Raw genomic sequence first — 16,197 nt, forward strand, 5'->3', positions numbered from 1 at the left:
AGCCGAACGCAGCCTCGCCGGGGCTCGACAGCTGCTACAAGCCGAACGCAGCCTCGCCGGGGCTCGACAGCTGCTACAAGCCGAACGCAGCCTCGCTGGAGCTCGACAGCTGCTACAAAGAGTGCGTCGCGGCTTAACTGGCTAGCGGTGGCTAAAACTGTGCAGGGCTTTTTCGATGCATTGCGCGGTTTTGCCGAACGCCTGCACGGTGATTTCCGAGAACGGCCCGCCGCCCTGATCCGCCACCACGATCATGATCACCCGACCATTGTTGACCAGGGAGCGCAGCAGCAGGTGTTCACCGCTGAACTGCGAACGCAGGCTGGCCGGCAACAGGGCCGAGAATTGGGCGTTGTTGGCCGGCGTCAGGCGCACCTGAGCCTGTTGTGCGAGCAGACGCTGCAGCACAGCACTCTGGCTGACCACCAGGTTCAGGCCGGCCACTTCTTTGGGCAGCCCGGCAATCTGGTGCACACGCAGACTGGCGTGTGTGCGATCGGCCATCAGGATCATCACTCGCCGCATACCACACGCCACCAAGGCATCTCGGGCCGATGTGGTCAAGTGCATGGCATTGGTAAACCGGCTCGGCTCCAGCAGCAACTCGGCACATTGTTTACGCCACTTCGCCAGGTCTTCGGCGGTCGGCGCCGGGGCCGGCAGCAAACCAGCGTGAACGCGGTTCATGCCCGCCGGCCAGATCAACGCTTCGGCCGGGTGCCAGAGGTCCGGCATGGCATGTTGCCGGGCGCTGTTGGCGGCCTGTTGGTGCAACTGTTGCTGCACTTCATCCATCGGCATTTGCAGATAAAGGCTGGTCAGGTACTGCCAGCGTTCACAGTGAGGACTGTCCCAGGCCTGTTGTGCCGACAACGCCAGACCATTGGCCAGCAGCACGGTGTTGGCGGGCTGGTTGAGCCAACGCCGTAGCGTCGGGTCGTCATCAAGACGATTCTGCTGGCGTAGCGGGTGATCATCGTCCCGTGCGATGCGCAGGACTTTCACCAGTTCGCGTTGTTCATTGAGCAGCAGCCGATAACCCTGCTGGACCCAGATCGGCAAACGCCAGATATCCACCAGCGCCAGACAGATTTCCAGCAGACGCACGCCGAACAATTGCTTTTCGACTTTGCGCGCCGACTCGCCTTTATGGATGACCCGCAGTTCCCATTCTTCAAGCATCTGCGGATGGGTCAACGCCATGGGCCACAGTGGCGAAAGAAACAGCAGGCTGCCCCAGTGGATGTCCTGCCACAACCGCGCCAGGCGACTGGCAAAAAAACCATTAGCCTGTTGAGTGGCGTGCTGACTGATCAGCTGAAGCTGGCGCAGGGCAACGGGGATCTGCGATTGGGGTTCGGCGTGCAAGCGCTCGAGCAATTCTTCGGTGCGTTTCAAACCGAGGCGATTAATTGCCACTTCAAGATTTTCAGCAGGCGTGGCCATGCTGCCATGAGTGTGGCGATTGGCTTCGCGAATCACACTCAAGGCCAGGGCCGGGCTGTCCTGCATCATTTCGGCAATGTCGCGCAGCGAGCTGCGGCTATCGCGGATGGCTTTGCAGACGCGGTCGTGACTGGCTTGCGGAACCGGCAGGCGCACACCATCGAGCAGCTTGACCCAGCCTTCGAGCGTGGTCGGTTTTGGCGTTGGGACGTTCGTTTCGTTAGCCATGTCTGGACGCTGCTTTACCTATCCCTGCGTGGGCCAAATTGGCTTTTCGCCTTAACTGGCTATAGTCTGGCGCAGTTTTGCCGATAAGGAGAAGAAGAGATTTTTTAACTTCCGAATATGACCTTGAACCCGACTCAGTAAGTGCTCTCCTACCTATGGCTAAAATTATCGGCATCATCGTCGTATTCGCGAGCGTGCTCGGCGGATACGTGCTTTCCCACGGCAAGATTGCCGCCCTCATTCAGCCTTTCGAGGTGATGATTATCGGTGGCGCGGCCCTTGGTGCATTCCTGCAAGCCAACCCCGGTCATATGACGATGCACGTGCTCAAGAAGTCTTTGGGCATGTTCAGTTCGCGTTTCAACCACACCTTCTACCTTGAAGTGTTGGGGCTGATTTACGAGATTCTTAACAAGAGCCGTCGCGAAGGCATGATGGCAATCGAAGGCGACATCGAAGATGCCGCCGCGAGCCCGATTTTCGCCAAGTACCCGGCAGTCCTGAAAGATGACCGCATGACTGCGTACATCTGCGATTACCTGCGCATCATGTCCTCCGGCAACATGGCTCCCCATGAGCTTGAAGGCTTGTTCGACATGGAACTGACCAGCCTCAAGGAAGACCTGGATCACCCCTCCCACGCAGTCAACGGCATCGCCGATGCCATGCCGGGTTTCGGTATCGTTGCGGCGGTATTGGGTATCGTGGTGACGATGGCTTCGCTGGGTGAAAGCGACCAGAAAATGATTGGCTTGCACGTAGGTGCGGCTCTGGTAGGTACCTTCTTCGGTATTCTCGCGGCCTATGGTTTCTTTGGCCCGCTGGCCCACGCTCTGGGCCACGATGCCAAGGAAGAACTGAACGTCTACGAAGCCATCAAGGCCTCGCTGGTGGCTTCGGCTTCCGGCATGCCGCCATCGCTGGCAGTGGAATTCGGTCGCAAGGTTCTGTACCCGGCGCACCGTCCTAGCTTCGCTGAGCTGGAACAAGCGGTTCGCGGTCGCTAAGTCATGGAAAATAACCAGCCGATAATCATCAAACGCGTCAAAAAGTACGCGGGCGGGCATCACGGGGGCTCCTGGAAAATCGCCTTCGCGGACTTCGCGACGGCGATGATGGCGTTCTTCCTGGTGTTGTGGCTGTTGTCCACGGCAACGCCGGAACAGAAGATCGCCATTGCCGGTTACTTCAAGGATCCGGTCGGTTTCAGCGAAAGCGGCACGCCATACATCATCGATCTGGGCGGCTCGCCGACCCTGGCACCGGAGAACACTCTCAACCCCGAGGTGAAATCCCAGCCTCAGCCGGACAAGGTGACTATCGATTCCGAACAGGTCGAAGGCATGGCCGAGCAGGTTGAGAAAGAGCGCCTGGAATTGCTGCTGCAAGAGTTGCAGAACAAGGTCGAAGAAAACCCGCAACTGCAGAAGTTCAAGGATCAGATCCTCTTCGAGATCACCCAGGACGGTTTGCGCATCCAGATTGTGGACGCCGAAAACCGCCCGATGTTCGACTCCGGCAGTGCGCGTCTGAAGCCGTATTTCGAAGACATTCTGCTGGCCATGGCCGACACCATCAAAGCGGTGCCGAACAAGATCAGCATCAGCGGCCACACCGATGCCAAGCCGTACTCGGGCACCGGCGACTTCGGCAACTGGGAACTCTCGGCCAACCGTGCGAACGCGGCTCGCCGTGCATTGATCGCCGGCAGCTATCCGGACGCTCAAGTAGCGCGAGTCGTGGGTTATGCCTCGTCGGCGCTGTTCGACCGGGAAAACCCGTTCAACCCGGTCAACCGCCGCATCGATATCATCGTGCTGACCAAGAAAGCCCAGCGTGCCATCGAAGGTTCGCAAGGTGCCGAACCTGCGCCAGTGCCGACGCAAGGGCAGGGCGGCCCGGGCGAAGTGCCTGCGCCGCCAGCCGATCCGAACGCATTGCCGGCGGATAAGGAGCCGCTGCCGGCACATGAGCTTCGGGAGCGTTTGAATCTGTTTGATGATCCGGTGCCGAAACCGGCAGCGTCAGCCAAGCAGTGATCACAAAAAGCCGACAGAGATGTCGGCTTTTTGTCTCTGCTGTCTCGTCCTGAATAAGGTTTACACCTTCCGACTTCTTATCAGGAAGTCGTTATGGGCCATCAATCCCGGCCACAGCTGCAATGGCGAAACCGCTGCAATGGATGCCGCTAATCATTTTCGTGGCGTCACGAAAATGATCGAGGTCGGCAAAGGCGACCAGCGATTGTCGATCTGGAACGCTGAGATTGCGTCAAACCCTCAAGGTTACAAAAGGGTGGATGGCCACCGCTTGATCAAGACCATTCAAGAAGCCTTTGGCCTCAATTAATTCATTTTTTTTTCGCACAGTATCACTAGCGTTGATAGCGCGCGTAAATCCTGTTTCTTGGCCGTTAGGAGGGCACTTAAGAGTCTCGTTTAAGTGAACAGCATTGCAATCATCGCGGCTTTTTTGCGCCTGTCAGAAACCGCGTCGGATGCGGCTCTTGAGTTGGTCGTGGAACAACTCGGCGTTGCCTCTGTAGGTGCGGTAAAGGGATTCATTGATCGAACCCAGCGTCATTGAGCGCTTGGTCGCCACTTCTTCACGATAGGCATCAATGAAAAACTCCAGATCCTTGTCGGTGCTGAGCTTTGGCCATTTATCGAGATACAGCGGCAGTTCCGCCGGTCCGGTCTTGAATGAGCATATCCGCCGGTTGCTGATGGTCGCTTCACCGATTTCGAACGGCACCCACCACGACAGCGCGGTCTTGTCCGAGACTATCGCCAGCAGATGCGTGCACTCGGTGATGTTGCGGGTGATGACCCCGGTGATGTCGTCAGTGGTCTGTGATTCCGGATCCAGCACGTCGAAGTAGGTCTTGATGTTGGCCCGAATCAGACGGGTGCTGATGGCGATGGCGTGGGACCGATCGGTATGGCGGTAACTGATAAACACAGGCATCAGAAATGTCCCTTGATCGCGAGTTCGCGGTAATAGGCGCCGAGGGCGGTAAGACGGCATCCGGTGGAGTGGATGGCGGCGTAGTACATGTGCTCGGCGTCCACCGGTTCGATCAGGCTGTGGCGATTGCACTTTTGCAGTTGGGCGAAGACTTCGCCGTGTTCCGGGTCGAACGTGGCTTCGGTAGGTTCGTAGCTCGGATCGAGGGCAAACATTGACTCCGCCTCTTCGAACCAATCAGGCAGTTTGCGCAGGATCTCTTTGGGTATTAGCGGCGAGACTTCTCGCAATGAAATGAACTGCGACACATTGGTCTTGAACACGGGGCGCTGTTCCCACGCGTCGAGAGCGTTGTCGACGAATGAATAGAGGCTGCCGGGGGTAATCTTTCCCAATATGTTTGCGGCGCCGCCGTGCAGTGCTTGCAGCAACAGCCCCGTGAAGACGCCGTGGTTGGCGCCTTCCATGGCCGGCTCTGCCTTTTTGCACGCGGTGAGGATGGTCATGCCTTCGCACACCATGCTGCTTTCGCTGCGTAGCGCCCGCACTTCGCCCGCCGAGCCCGCCTGGCAGCAGTCGAGAATAATCACTTTGTTTTTGATTTTTACCGCTTTGGTCGCCCAGTTCAGGATGTCGCTGATGCGAATTCCATCCTTGGCGGACTTGTAGTCCTGGGGGATCAGCATGCCTTCGTCCGTATCGACGTCGAAGTTGCCGTGACCGGCGAAGTACAACAGTGCAACGCTGCAATCGCCTGAAAACAACTCCTGGATATGCCCTTCGAGCTTTTCGCGGCTCAGATAATCTTCGGCGGAGGTCAGGACCAGGTTCTTGAAATTCGGATCGCCATTGGCGTCGGTTTTCAGCACCGAAGCCATGGCCATTGCGTCGTTGTTGCAACCACTCAATTGCGAAACATGGCTGTAGTTATTAATGCCGATGAACAATCCCTTGCGCATGGTTCAGCCCGCCGCGTGAGTGCGAATGGCATCGATGATGCTGTTGGTGTTCCACGCACACTCCGCGTGCGCCGCCCGGCGTACCACCGTGGAAATCCGTTCGGCGCCAAACGGCTTTATCGCAATGATGACCTTGCCCATTCGCCTGGCGATCTCGATTTCCTTGTTGATCCACTTGCTGTAGGTCGAATACATCCCCGCCATGATCAGCACTGCCGAGCAGAGCCGAATCTTGTTTTCGATGGCTTCTTCAAGTTGTTTGTCGGTTTGCGCGCCGATGATCGGGTTGTCCGGTGGCACCGAAAAATTCTTGAACGTGAAGCCGGGTTTGGCGTTGAGCAACCGCACGAGGTTGTCATGGGCGTGGGGGTAGTTCCACGAATGGCTGATGAACAGATGATAGGTTTGCATGGGTATCCCTCGGTATCGCCAAAATGCGAAGAGGGCTCGAATGTATGCACTTGCGTGGTCGCAACAAGACCTGCGCTGATAAAGAGAATTTGCCTACAAACAGGCGCGCAGAAGCCTTACAGAAGTTTCTGACGTTTAAAGGGTGAGGATATTTGTAGGATGCTACAAGCGGCGCGCCGCCCCGTCAGTGTCGAGGCAGCGGGCGCGTCTGTTTAGTAGCTGGTTTCGGGCAAACTGGCGATGATCGAGCGGTAGCTGTTCATCCGTTGCTGCTGCACGCGACCCTCTTCCAGGGCCTTGAGCAGGGCGCAACCCGGTTCGCGGTCGTGCTTGCAATCGCGGAAGCGGCAGGTGCCGATCAGGTCGTTGAACTCGATGAAACCTGCTTCGACGTCGGCACGGCTGACGTGACCCAGGCCGAATTCCCGAATACCCGGGGAGTCGATCAACTCACCGCCACCGGGGAAGTGGAACAACCGCGCGGTGGTGGTGGTGTGGGTGCCTTGGCCCGACAGCTCGGACAGTGGGCCGACGCGGGTGTCGACTTCCGGCAGCAGGCTGTTGACCAGCGACGACTTGCCGACGCCGGATTGGCCGACGAATACGCTGATGTGCCCGTCCAGCTGCTTTTGCAACTGTTCCATGCCATTGCCGTGGTGGGCCGACACTTCCAGCACCGGGTAACCCAGCGTGCGGTAAACCGCCAGCAAGGCATTCAGCGCCGGGGCGTTCTGCTCGTCGATCAGGTCGAATTTGTTCAACAGCAGTAACGGCCGAATACCGGCGTGTTCCGCAGCGACCAGATAACGGTCGATCAGGTTGGCGTGAGGCTCGGGCAGCGGCGCGAAGACGATCACGATCAAGTCGACGTTGGCCGCCACCGGCTTGAGCTGGCCACGGCTGTCGGGACGGCAGAGCTCGGTTTTGCGCGGCAGTTGCGCCACGATCACGCCGATGCCCTGGTTGCCGGCACGCCATACCACCTGATCGCCAGTCACCAGCGCTGGCAGGTTGGCGCGCAAATGGCAGCGGAACACCTGGCCGGCCAATTCGCCATCGAGGGCCTCGACTTCGACCTGCACACCGAAGTGCGCGATCACCAGGCCCGTCTGTTCCGGACCCAGGTCGCCGCCTTCGAGAGCCTCGACAGCCGAGGACTCGCGTTTGGCGGCGCGGGCAGCGCGCTCGCCCTGAATCTTTTCGATGCGCCAGTTTTGACGACGATTGAGTTGGCGTTTGGCCATGGGTGTTCCGTATCGAGAATGCAGCGATTAGGTAAAACGGCCGCGAGTTTAGCACGCCCGGTGGCCTCCCTAGGCTAAACTGCGCACCTACGCCGAGGAGCCGACTCATGCAAAACCCGCTGAACCTGATCTGGATCGACCTGGAAATGACCGGTCTGAACCCTGATACCGACGTCATCATCGAGATGGCCACCATCGTCACCGACAGTAATTTGAACACCTTGGCCGAAGGTCCGGTGATCGCCATTCATCACAGCGACGAGATCCTCGCCGGCATGGATGAGTGGAATACCCGTCAGCACGGCGGCTCCGGGCTGACACAACGGGTTCGCGACAGCCGCATCAGCATGGCCGAAGCCGAAGCCGAGACCATCGCTTTCCTGGAAAAATGGGTGCCGAAGGGCAAGTCGCCGATCTGTGGCAACAGCATCTGCCAGGACCGTCGCTTCCTTTATACCCACATGAAATCGCTGGAAAGCTACTTCCATTACCGCAACCTTGACGTGTCGACCCTCAAAGAGCTGGCCGCGCGCTGGGCACCGGACGTACGCGACAGCTTCAAGAAGGGCAGCACCCACCTGGCCCTGGACGACATCCGCGAATCGATCGCCGAGCTGCAGCACTACCGCAAGAATTTCATCAAGTTCTGATTGGGTGGTGTGTCTGTTCTGACGCCTTCGCAGGCAAGCCTCGCTCCTACGGGGCCTGCGTTGTACCTGTAGGAGCGAGGCTTGCCCGCGAAGAAGGCGACGCGGTCTATTTGAATGAGCGCCCCCTTTTGGTGCCGGCCCTAAATGGCTAGACTGCGCGCCTTTCTGCCAGGACCGCCACCATGTTGCTGATGCTCTATCTGATCGCCATCACTGCCGAAGCCATGACGGGCGCCCTGTCGGCGGGCCGTCGCGGCATGGACTGGTTTGGTGTGGTGCTGATCGCGTGCGTCACGGCGTTGGGCGGCGGTTCGGTACGCGACGTGCTGCTCGGCCACTACCCGCTGACTTGGGTCAAACACCCGGAATACCTGGTGCTGACCTCCGTCGCGGCGATGTTGACGATCTTCATCGCCCGCTGGATGCGTCATTTGCGTTCGCTGTTTCTGGTGCTCGACGCGGTGGGCCTGGTGGCGTTCACCCTGATCGGCTGCATGACTGCCCTGGAAATGGGCCACGGCATGCTAGTGGCCTCGGTCAGCGGCGTGATCACAGGGGTGTTCGGCGGCATCCTGCGGGACATCTTCTGCAACGACATCCCGCTGATATTCCGCCGCGAGCTCTACGCCAGCGTCTCGTTTGCCGCGGCGTGGTGCTATCTGCTCTGCATCTACCTGCAATTACCCGGCGAACAGTCGATCCTGATCACCCTGTTCGGCGGCTTCCTGCTGCGCTTGCTGGCGATCCGTTTCCACTGGGAAATGCCCAAGTTCGTTTACAACGACGAAGCTTGACACGGTCTCTGTAGCAGCTGCCGAAGGCTGCGTTCGAGGCCGCAGGACTCGCTTTGCGGAATGACGACTGCTGCGCAGCCGAACGCAGCCTTCGGCAGCTGCTACAGGAGTCCGTGTTGTTTCAAGGCCCATTCGACGTGTTCGCGCACCAGTTCCGACGGATAGTCCCGGCGAGCCTTGAGCGCTTCCAGCACCGGAATGCTTGACGGCGCATTACCCAGGCCGACCGCCAGATTGCGCAACCAGCGCTCGTAACCCGCGCGTCTGAGCGGTGAGCCTTCGGTGCTGCTGAGGAACTTCTCTTCGTCCCACATGAACAGTTCGGCCAGTTCGGCGTTGTCGAGGTTGTGCCTGGGTTTGAAGTCACTTTCGCCGGAAGGTCGGGCGAAGCGGTTCCACGGGCAGACGATCTGGCAGTCATCGCAACCGAACACCCGGTTACCGATCAATGGCCGCAAATCTTCAGGGATCGCACTCTTCAATTCGATGGTCAGGTACGAAATGCAGCGTCGGGCGTCCAGTACATACGGGCCGACAAAGGCGTTGGTCGGGCAGATGTCCAGACAGGCGGTGCAGCGACCGCAGTGTTCGGTGGCGTGAGGCGGGTCCACTGGCAGCGGCAGGTCGACGAACAGTTCGCTGAGGAAGAAGTAGCTGCCGGCCTTGCGATTCAAGACCAGGGTGTTTTTGCCGATCCAGCCTAGGCCAGCCTGTTCTGCGATGGCTTTTTCCAGTACCGGGGCGCTGTCGACAAAGGCGCGGTAGCCGAACGGGCCGATTACCGCCTGAATTTTTTCCGCCAGTTGTTGCACGCGTTTACGGATTAATTTGTGGTAATCGCGGCCCAAGGCATAACGCGACACGTAGGCTTTTTCCGGTTGGGCCAGGCGTTTGGCCATTTCGGTGTCGCCCGGCAGGTAGTCCATGCGCAGGGAAACGACTCGCAAGGTGCCAGGCACCAGTTCTTCCGGATGCGAACGTTTGCTGCCGTGGGCGCCCATATACTCCATTTCGCCGTGGTAGCCGGCCGCGAGCCAGCGCTCCAGGTGCTGCTCATGCTCGGCCAGGTCGAGGCCGCTGATGCCGACTTGCTGAAAGCCCAGCTCGCGGCCCCAGTCCTTGATGGATTGGGCGAGGGCGGGCAGGTCTGTGGTAATAGCGGGCATGAGACGAGAGAAACCGGAGCTGAGGTGCGTATAATTCTGCCAGACATCGGAGCCTGAAGACGCATGCCGCACACTAAAGATGAATTACCCGACGCGCTGTATAGCGCCGCGCAAGTCCGAGGGCTCGATGCGAGCCTGATTGCGGCCGGTACACCGGGCTTCGAATTGATGCAACGTGCGGCGCGGGCGACCTGGCGTGCGCTGGTCCGTCATTGGCCCACGGCCCACGAATTGAGCGTGGTGGCCGGCCACGGCAATAATGCCGGCGACGGTTACCTGGTGGCCGTGTTGGCCCGACGTGCCGGTTGGCACGTGCGGGTGCTGGCCGCCGGGGATCCCGGGCGTTTGCAGGGCGATGCCGCGTCGGCCCATGCCGAGGCAGTAGCCGAAGGCGTCGCCATTCAAAACTGGAATGCGCATTCAGAATTGCGTGGCATTGTGCTGGATGCCTTGCTCGGCACCGGCCTGACCGGTGAAGTGCGCGAGCCATACGCCAGCGTCATCGCCGCGATCAACGCCAGTGGGCTACCGGTTGCGGCGGTGGATATCCCCTCGGGGCTGTGCGCCGATACGGGGCGCCAGCTCGGCATTGCGGTTCGAGCGGACCTCACGGTGACGTTCATTGGCTTGAAGCTGGGCCTGTTCACCGGTGACGCTGCGGATGTGGTTGGCGATTTGGTCTTCAATGATCTGCTAGCCGCCCCCGAGACGTTTATCGGGGCCACGGTCAGCGCTCGTCGCCTGACGGCCGATAACGTGCCGCGTCTGACCGGTCGCGCTCCAACTTCCCACAAAGGCAAATTTGGCCACGTATTGCTGATCGGCGGTGATCGCGGTTTTGGTGGAGCCATCCTGCTCGGTGCACAAAGTGCTTTGCGCAGCGGTGCCGGCATGGTGTCTGTGGCCACCCGCAACGAACATGTTCCAGCCGCCTTGGCACGTTTGCCAGAAGCTATGGTGCTAGGCACTTCGTCGGCCAATCAATTGATGGGGCTGCTTGAGAAGGTCACGGTGCTGGTCGTCGGCCCAGGGCTGGGGCAGGCCGCTTGGGGGCGCAGTCTGCTGTCGGCCGCGGCCAATGCGCCGTTGCCGCAAGTCTGGGACGCCGATGCGTTGAACCTGTTGGCCGAAGGTGGCGTGAGCTTGCCCGCCCATTGTGTTATCACGCCGCACCCTGGCGAGGCGGCGCGATTGCTGGGGCTGTCGACGGCCGAAGTTCAGGCCGATCGTCCGGCCGCTGCCCATGCATTGAGCAGAAAATATACAGCGGTAGTGGTGCTCAAAGGCGCCGGCAGCCTGATCGCCAGCCCCGACGGGCGCCTGGCGTTGTGTCATCAAGGCCATCCGGCCATGGCATCTGCCGGTTTGGGCGATGTGCTGGCCGGGCTGGTCGGCGCCTTGCTCGCTCAGGGTATGGATGCGTATGACGCGGCATGCCTGGCGGTCTGGCTGCACGCCAATGCCGGCGAGCAACAAGGTAAATTCGGCCGCGGGCTGGCGGCCAGTGATCTGATTCCAGCCATTCGTCAGTTGTTGGAGGAGCAAGCACCGTGTCTGAAGTAACCCTGTACCTGGCTGATGAAGAGGCGATGACCGCGTTTGGTGCGCGCATTGCACAAACCACTGAAGGGCACGGTCTGATTTTTCTCGAGGGAGATCTGGGCGCCGGGAAAACCACGCTGTCCCGGGGCATTATTCGTGGCCTGGGGCATACGGGCGCGGTAAAAAGTCCGACCTTCACCCTGGTCGAGCCCTACGAGATCGGGGAGGTCCGCGCCTTCCATTTCGACCTGTATCGATTGGTCGATCCAGAGGAGCTGGAGTACCTCGGCATCCGCGACTATTTCGAAGACGACGCGTTGTGCCTGATCGAATGGCCCCGTAACGGTGCAGGCTTTTTGCCAAAGCCCGACCTGACCATTACCATTAGCCCGCAAGACAGCGGGCGTTCGCTGAAAATTTCGCCACAAGGCTCGCGTGGCGAGTCGTGGTGTGCCGCTTTGGCATTGGAATCCAAATAAATGATGGGGTTAGGTATGCGCTTTCGCGCGTTGGTTGCTGCCGTAGGATTGTTGTTTCTGGCGGTGACCGTCGACGCTGTGGCCGAGACAAAGGTCAACAGTGTTCGCCTGTGGCGGGCGCCGGACAACACGCGACTGGTGTTTGACCTGACAGGGTCTGTCCAGCACAGCGTTTTTACCCTGACCTCCCCGGATCGGCTGGTGATCGACATTAATGGTGCAACTCTCGGCGCACCACTGAACGTTAATACCTCGAACACCCCGATTACCGCGATGCGCTCGGCTCAGCGCACGCCGACCGACCTGCGGGTGGTCATCGACCTGAAAAAAGCCGTCACGCCAAAAAGCTTCACCCTGGCGCCAAACGCCCAATATGGCAATCGCCTGGTCGTCGACCTGTTCGACAATGCGGCCGATGCCGCGCCACCGCCTGCGCCAACGCCGTCCGTGGCGACGTTGCCTGCGGTCCCTGTCGCACCCTCCGAGCCCTCGATCAAATTGCCGCCCGCCCCAGCCGGCAAGCGCGACATCATTGTGGTGATCGATGCCGGCCACGGTGGTGAAGACCCGGGCGCCTCGGGCTCTCGCGGTCAGCGGGAAAAAGACGTGGTACTGGCCATCGCCCGTGAACTGCAGCGTCAGGTCAATGGCATGAAAGGCTTCCGCGCCGAACTGACTCGCACCGGCGACTACTTCATTCCGTTGCGCGGTCGTACCGAAATCGCTCGTAAGAAGGGTGCTGACCTGTTCGTTTCGATCCACGCTGACGCCGCACCTTCGGCTGCTGCGTTTGGTGCCTCGGTGTTCGCCTTGTCTGACCGTGGTGCGACGTCGGAGACTGCCCGTTGGCTGGCCGACAGCGAAAACCGTTCCGACTTGATCGGCGGTGCCGGCAACGTCAGCCTCGACGACAAGGACCGCATGCTGGCTGGCGTGCTGCTCGATTTGTCGATGACCGCTTCCCTGACGTCGAGCCTCAACGTTGGCCAGAAAGTCTTGAGCAACATCGGCCGCGTCACGCCGCTACACAAACAGCGCGTAGAGCAAGCCGGGTTCATGGTGCTGAAGTCGCCGGACATCCCGTCGATTCTGGTGGAAACCGGGTTTATCTCCAACGCCAATGAAGCGTCCAAGCTTGCCGCAGCGAACCACCAGCAAGCGCTGGCGCGTTCTATCAGCAGCGGCGTGCGGCAATTCTTTCAGCAGAATCCACCGCCGGGTACCTACATTGCCTGGCTGCGCGATTCCGGCAAAATCGCCCAGGGTCCACGTGACCATCGCGTGAATCCTGGCGAAACCCTGGCGATGATCGCCGTGCGTTATCAGGTGTCCCCGGCCACCTTGCGTAACGCAAACAACTTGAAAAGTGACGAGCTGAAGATTGGTCAGACTCTGACCATCCCTGGCACTGAACTGGCGGCCAAAGAATGAACCAGGTGCTGACCAACGCTGCGCGCATCGAACTGCTCAGCCCGCGGCTGGCGAACCAGATTGCCGCCGGTGAAGTGGTTGAGCGCCCGGCCTCGGTGATCAAGGAGTTGCTGGAAAACAGCCTCGACTCCGGTGCCAAACGCATTGACGTCGATGTGGAGCAGGGCGGCGTCAAGTTGCTGCGGGTGCGCGACGATGGCAGCGGCATTTCTGCCGATGACCTGCCCCTGGCCCTGGCCCGTCACGCCACCAGCAAGATTCGTAACCTGGAAGACCTTGAACAGGTGATGAGCCTGGGGTTTCGTGGTGAGGCGCTGGCGTCCATCAGCTCCGTGGCGCGTCTGACCCTGACGTCCCGCACTCGCGATGCCGATCAGGCCTGGCAAGTGGAAACCGAAGGCCGGGACATGGCGCCGCGGGTGCAGCCGGCCGCCCATCCGGTGGGCACTTCGGTGGAAGTGCGTGATTTGTTCTTCAATACGCCGGCGCGCCGCAAGTTTCTCAAGACCGAAAAAACCGAATTCGATCACCTGCAAGAAGTGATCAAACGTCTGGCGCTGGCGCGGTTCGACGTGGCGTTCCACCTGCGCCACAACGGCAAAACCATCCTCAGCCTGCACGAAGCCCACGATGACGCGGCCCGCGCCCGGCGTGTGGCGGCGATCTGCGGGGCGGGTTTCCTGGAGCAGGCGCTGCCGATCGAGATCGAGCGCAATGGCCTGCATTTGTGGGGTTGGGTCGGGTTGCCGACCTTTAATCGCAGCCAGGCGGACTTGCAGTATTTCTTTGTGAACGGCCGTGCCGTGCGCGACAAACTGGTGGCCCACGCGGTGCGCCAGGCTTATCGCGACGTGCTGTTCAACGGTCGGCACCCGACGTTCGTGCTGTTTTTCGAAGTCGATCCGGCGGGCGTCGACGTCAACGTGCACCCGACCAAGCACGAAGTACGCTTCCGTGACGGGCGCATGGTTCACGATTTCCTCTATGGCACTTTGCACCGCGCCCTCGGCGATGTGCGGCCGGAGGATCATCTGGCCGCACCTGTCGCGACCGCCATTGTCCGGCCCACCGGGCTCGACGCCGGTGAGTTCGGTCCGCAGGGCGAAATGCGTCTGGCGGCCAATGCGCTGCTGGAACAGCCTCAGGCACAACCGTCGTTCAACACGCCGGCTGGCTCGGGCGCTGGCGCCGGTTATCAGTATCAATACACGCCGCGGCCTCAGTCCGGCGTGCCCGTCGCCGAAGCTCAAGCGGCCTACCGTGAGTTCTTCGCGCCACTGCCCGAAGCCAACGCGGTCGCGCTGCCAGCCGGGCAGGACGACATTCCACCGCTGGGTTATGCGTTGGCGCAGCTCAAGGGCATCTATATTCTTTCGGAAAACGCCCAAGGCCTGGTGCTGGTGGACATGCACGCCGCCCACGAGCGGATCATGTACGAACGCCTGAAAATCGCCATGGCCAGCGAAGGCCTGAGTGGTCAGCCGCTGTTGGTGCCGGAGTCCCTGGCGGTCAGTCAGCGCGAAGCCGATTGCGCCGAAGAACACGTCGCGTGGTTCCAGCGGTTGGGCTTTGAGTTGCAGCGTCTTGGCCCGGAGTCGCTGGCGATCCGGCAAATCCCCGCGCTTCTGAAACAGGCGGAAGCCAATCGATTGGTCAGCGACGTTCTGGCGGATTTGATGGAATACGGCACCAGCGACCGGATTCAGGCACACCTGAACGAACTGCTCGGCACCATGGCCTGCCACGGCGCAATTCGCGCGAATCGGCGTCTGGCCTTGCCGGAAATGAACGGTCTGCTGCGGGACATGGAAAACACCGAACGCAGCGGTCAATGCAACCATGGCCGACCGACCTGGACCCAATTGGGCCTGGACGATCTGGACAAACTGTTTTTGCGCGGTCGTTGATGAGCCAGCTCCCTCCTGCGATTTTCCTGATGGGGCCGACGGCTGCCGGCAAGACCGACCTGGCCATCGAACTCACCAAAGTTTTGCCCTGCGAGCTGATCAGCGTCGATTCGGCGCTGGTTTACCGTGGCATGGACATTGGCACCGCCAAGCCTTCCAAAGAGTTGTTGGCCGAATTTCCGCATCGGTTGATCGATATTCTCGACCCGGCCGAGAGTTATTCCGCTGCGGATTTTCGTCGTGATGCGCTTGAGGCCATGGCAGAGATCACCGCTCGGGGCAAAATTCCGCTGCTGGTAGGCGGCACAATGCTCTACTACAAGGCTTTGCTCGAAGGTCTGGCCGACATGCCGGCGGCCGATCCGCAGGTGCGCGCGCAAATCGAAGAAGAGGCTGCACGCCTTGGCTGGCAAGCCCTGCACGATCAATTGGCGGTCATCGATCCGCAATCGGCCGCGCGAATTCATCCGAACGATCCGCAGCGCCTCAGTCGCGCGCTGGAAGTTTATCGCGTCAGTGGTCAGAGCATGACTGAGCTACGCTTGCGACAATCTGCGCAAAGTACTGAAGCAGCCGCTTCGGGACTGCAACAATTGCCCTATACTGTCGCGAACTTGGCTATCGCCCCGGCAAATCGCCAGGTACTGCACGAGCGTATTAAACAAAGATTCACAAATATGTTGGAACAGGGATTCATCGACGAGGTCGTAGCCCTGCGAGATAGAGGTGACCTGCATTCGGGGATGCCGTCTATACGTGCTGTAGGTTATCGACAAGTCTGGGATTACCTGGATGGCAAGCTGACGCAAGCCGAGATGCAGGAACGTGGAATCATTGCCACGCGCCAATTGGCAAAGCGCCAGTTCACCTGGCTACGCAGTTGGGCTGATTTACACTGGTTGGACAGCCTCGATTGCGACAATCTGCCGCGCGCCTTGAAATACCTTGGGACCATCTCCATATTGAGCTGAGT

Annotated in this window: 16 protein-coding genes; 10 read left to right on the forward strand and 6 right to left on the reverse strand. The window is 60.0% G+C overall.

The window, feature by feature from the left end:
- Positions 1-141 precede the first annotated feature (141 nt).
- A complete protein-coding gene (locus PMI36_RS23420) occupies positions 142-1,674 on the reverse strand; it encodes an HDOD domain-containing protein (RefSeq protein ID WP_008068850.1) in 1,533 nt (510 codons plus the stop codon).
- A 155-nt stretch (positions 1,675-1,829) separates the two neighbouring features.
- Between PMI36_RS23420 and motA the strand changes: the two genes are divergently transcribed.
- The 3 genes from motA to PMI36_RS31385 are packed head-to-tail and all read left to right on the forward strand — an operon-like array spanning position 1,830 to position 4,023.
- Positions 1,830-2,681, forward strand: a complete 852-nt coding sequence (gene motA, locus PMI36_RS23415; RefSeq protein ID WP_008009851.1) for a flagellar motor stator protein MotA — start codon at positions 1,830-1,832, stop codon at positions 2,679-2,681.
- A gap of 3 nt (positions 2,682-2,684) precedes the next feature.
- The gene (gene motB / locus PMI36_RS23410; protein ID WP_008068851.1) at positions 2,685-3,713 is read left to right on the forward strand and encodes a flagellar motor protein MotB; all 1,029 of its coding nucleotides are present in this window, start codon (positions 2,685-2,687) and stop codon (positions 3,711-3,713) included.
- A 19-nt stretch (positions 3,714-3,732) separates the two neighbouring features.
- Complete coding sequence (locus PMI36_RS31385) at positions 3,733-4,023, forward strand: hypothetical protein (protein ID WP_157214933.1); 291 nt, start codon at positions 3,733-3,735, stop codon at positions 4,021-4,023.
- A gap of 132 nt (positions 4,024-4,155) precedes the next feature.
- On the opposite strand, the gene PMI36_RS23405 is transcribed toward PMI36_RS31385, so the two are convergent.
- The 4 genes from PMI36_RS23405 to rsgA form a co-directional block, all read right to left on the reverse strand.
- Positions 4,156-4,641 (reverse strand): toll/interleukin-1 receptor domain-containing protein, encoded by a 486-nt coding sequence (locus PMI36_RS23405; protein WP_007902631.1) that lies wholly within the window; start codon positions 4,639-4,641, stop codon positions 4,156-4,158.
- Positions 4,641-5,600, reverse strand: coding sequence for a caspase family protein (locus PMI36_RS23400; RefSeq protein ID WP_008068852.1), 960 nt, complete (start codon positions 5,598-5,600; stop codon positions 4,641-4,643). The genes PMI36_RS23405 and PMI36_RS23400 overlap by 1 nt, the downstream gene beginning before the upstream one ends.
- A gap of 3 nt (positions 5,601-5,603) precedes the next feature.
- On the reverse strand, positions 5,604-6,011 hold the full coding sequence (locus tag PMI36_RS23395; protein WP_008068853.1) for a TIR domain-containing protein: 408 nt from the start codon (positions 6,009-6,011) through the stop codon (positions 5,604-5,606).
- Positions 6,012-6,223: 212 nt separating this feature from the next.
- The gene (gene rsgA, locus PMI36_RS23390) at positions 6,224-7,255 is read right to left on the reverse strand and encodes a small ribosomal subunit biogenesis GTPase RsgA (protein ID WP_008068855.1); all 1,032 of its coding nucleotides are present in this window, start codon (positions 7,253-7,255) and stop codon (positions 6,224-6,226) included.
- Between the two features lie 107 nt (positions 7,256-7,362).
- On the opposite strand from rsgA, the gene orn reads away from it, so the two are divergent.
- The gene (orn, locus tag PMI36_RS23385) at positions 7,363-7,905 is read left to right on the forward strand and encodes an oligoribonuclease (RefSeq protein WP_008068863.1); all 543 of its coding nucleotides are present in this window, start codon (positions 7,363-7,365) and stop codon (positions 7,903-7,905) included.
- Positions 7,906-8,087: 182 nt separating this feature from the next.
- Positions 8,088-8,699 (forward strand): trimeric intracellular cation channel family protein, encoded by a 612-nt coding sequence (locus PMI36_RS23380; protein WP_007902638.1) that lies wholly within the window; start codon positions 8,088-8,090, stop codon positions 8,697-8,699.
- 101 nt (positions 8,700-8,800) lie between these two features.
- On the opposite strand, the gene queG is transcribed toward PMI36_RS23380, so the two are convergent.
- Complete coding sequence (queG, locus tag PMI36_RS23375; protein ID WP_008068866.1) at positions 8,801-9,865, reverse strand: tRNA epoxyqueuosine(34) reductase QueG; 1,065 nt, start codon at positions 9,863-9,865, stop codon at positions 8,801-8,803.
- A 63-nt stretch (positions 9,866-9,928) separates the two neighbouring features.
- Here queG and PMI36_RS23370 point away from each other — a divergent pair, with 63 nt between their 5' ends.
- The 5 genes from PMI36_RS23370 to miaA are packed head-to-tail and all read left to right on the forward strand — an operon-like array spanning position 9,929 to position 16,195.
- Positions 9,929-11,428 (forward strand): bifunctional ADP-dependent NAD(P)H-hydrate dehydratase/NAD(P)H-hydrate epimerase, encoded by a 1,500-nt coding sequence (locus PMI36_RS23370; RefSeq protein WP_008068868.1) that lies wholly within the window; start codon positions 9,929-9,931, stop codon positions 11,426-11,428.
- Positions 11,416-11,886 carry a tRNA (adenosine(37)-N6)-threonylcarbamoyltransferase complex ATPase subunit type 1 TsaE gene (gene tsaE / locus PMI36_RS23365; protein ID WP_007902643.1) on the forward strand — a complete coding sequence of 157 codons (471 nt, stop codon included), beginning with the start codon at positions 11,416-11,418 and terminating at the stop codon, positions 11,884-11,886. Before PMI36_RS23370 ends, tsaE begins: the two co-directional genes overlap by 13 nt.
- Positions 11,887-13,317: an N-acetylmuramoyl-L-alanine amidase gene (locus PMI36_RS23360; protein WP_007902646.1), complete on the forward strand. Its 1,431-nt coding sequence runs from the start codon at positions 11,887-11,889 to the stop codon at positions 13,315-13,317. It abuts the gene before it with no gap.
- Between the two features lie 8 nt (positions 13,318-13,325).
- Positions 13,326-15,224: a DNA mismatch repair endonuclease MutL gene (gene mutL / locus PMI36_RS23355; RefSeq protein WP_177319481.1), complete on the forward strand. Its 1,899-nt coding sequence runs from the start codon at positions 13,326-13,328 to the stop codon at positions 15,222-15,224.
- Complete coding sequence (gene miaA, locus PMI36_RS23350) at positions 15,224-16,195, forward strand: tRNA (adenosine(37)-N6)-dimethylallyltransferase MiaA (RefSeq protein WP_007902653.1); 972 nt, start codon at positions 15,224-15,226, stop codon at positions 16,193-16,195. Before mutL ends, miaA begins: the two co-directional genes overlap by 1 nt.
- Positions 16,196-16,197: the final 2 nt, after the last annotated feature.

The organism is Pseudomonas sp. GM79 (assembly GCF_000282495.1).
Classification (GTDB): Bacteria; Pseudomonadota; Gammaproteobacteria; order Pseudomonadales; family Pseudomonadaceae; genus Aquipseudomonas.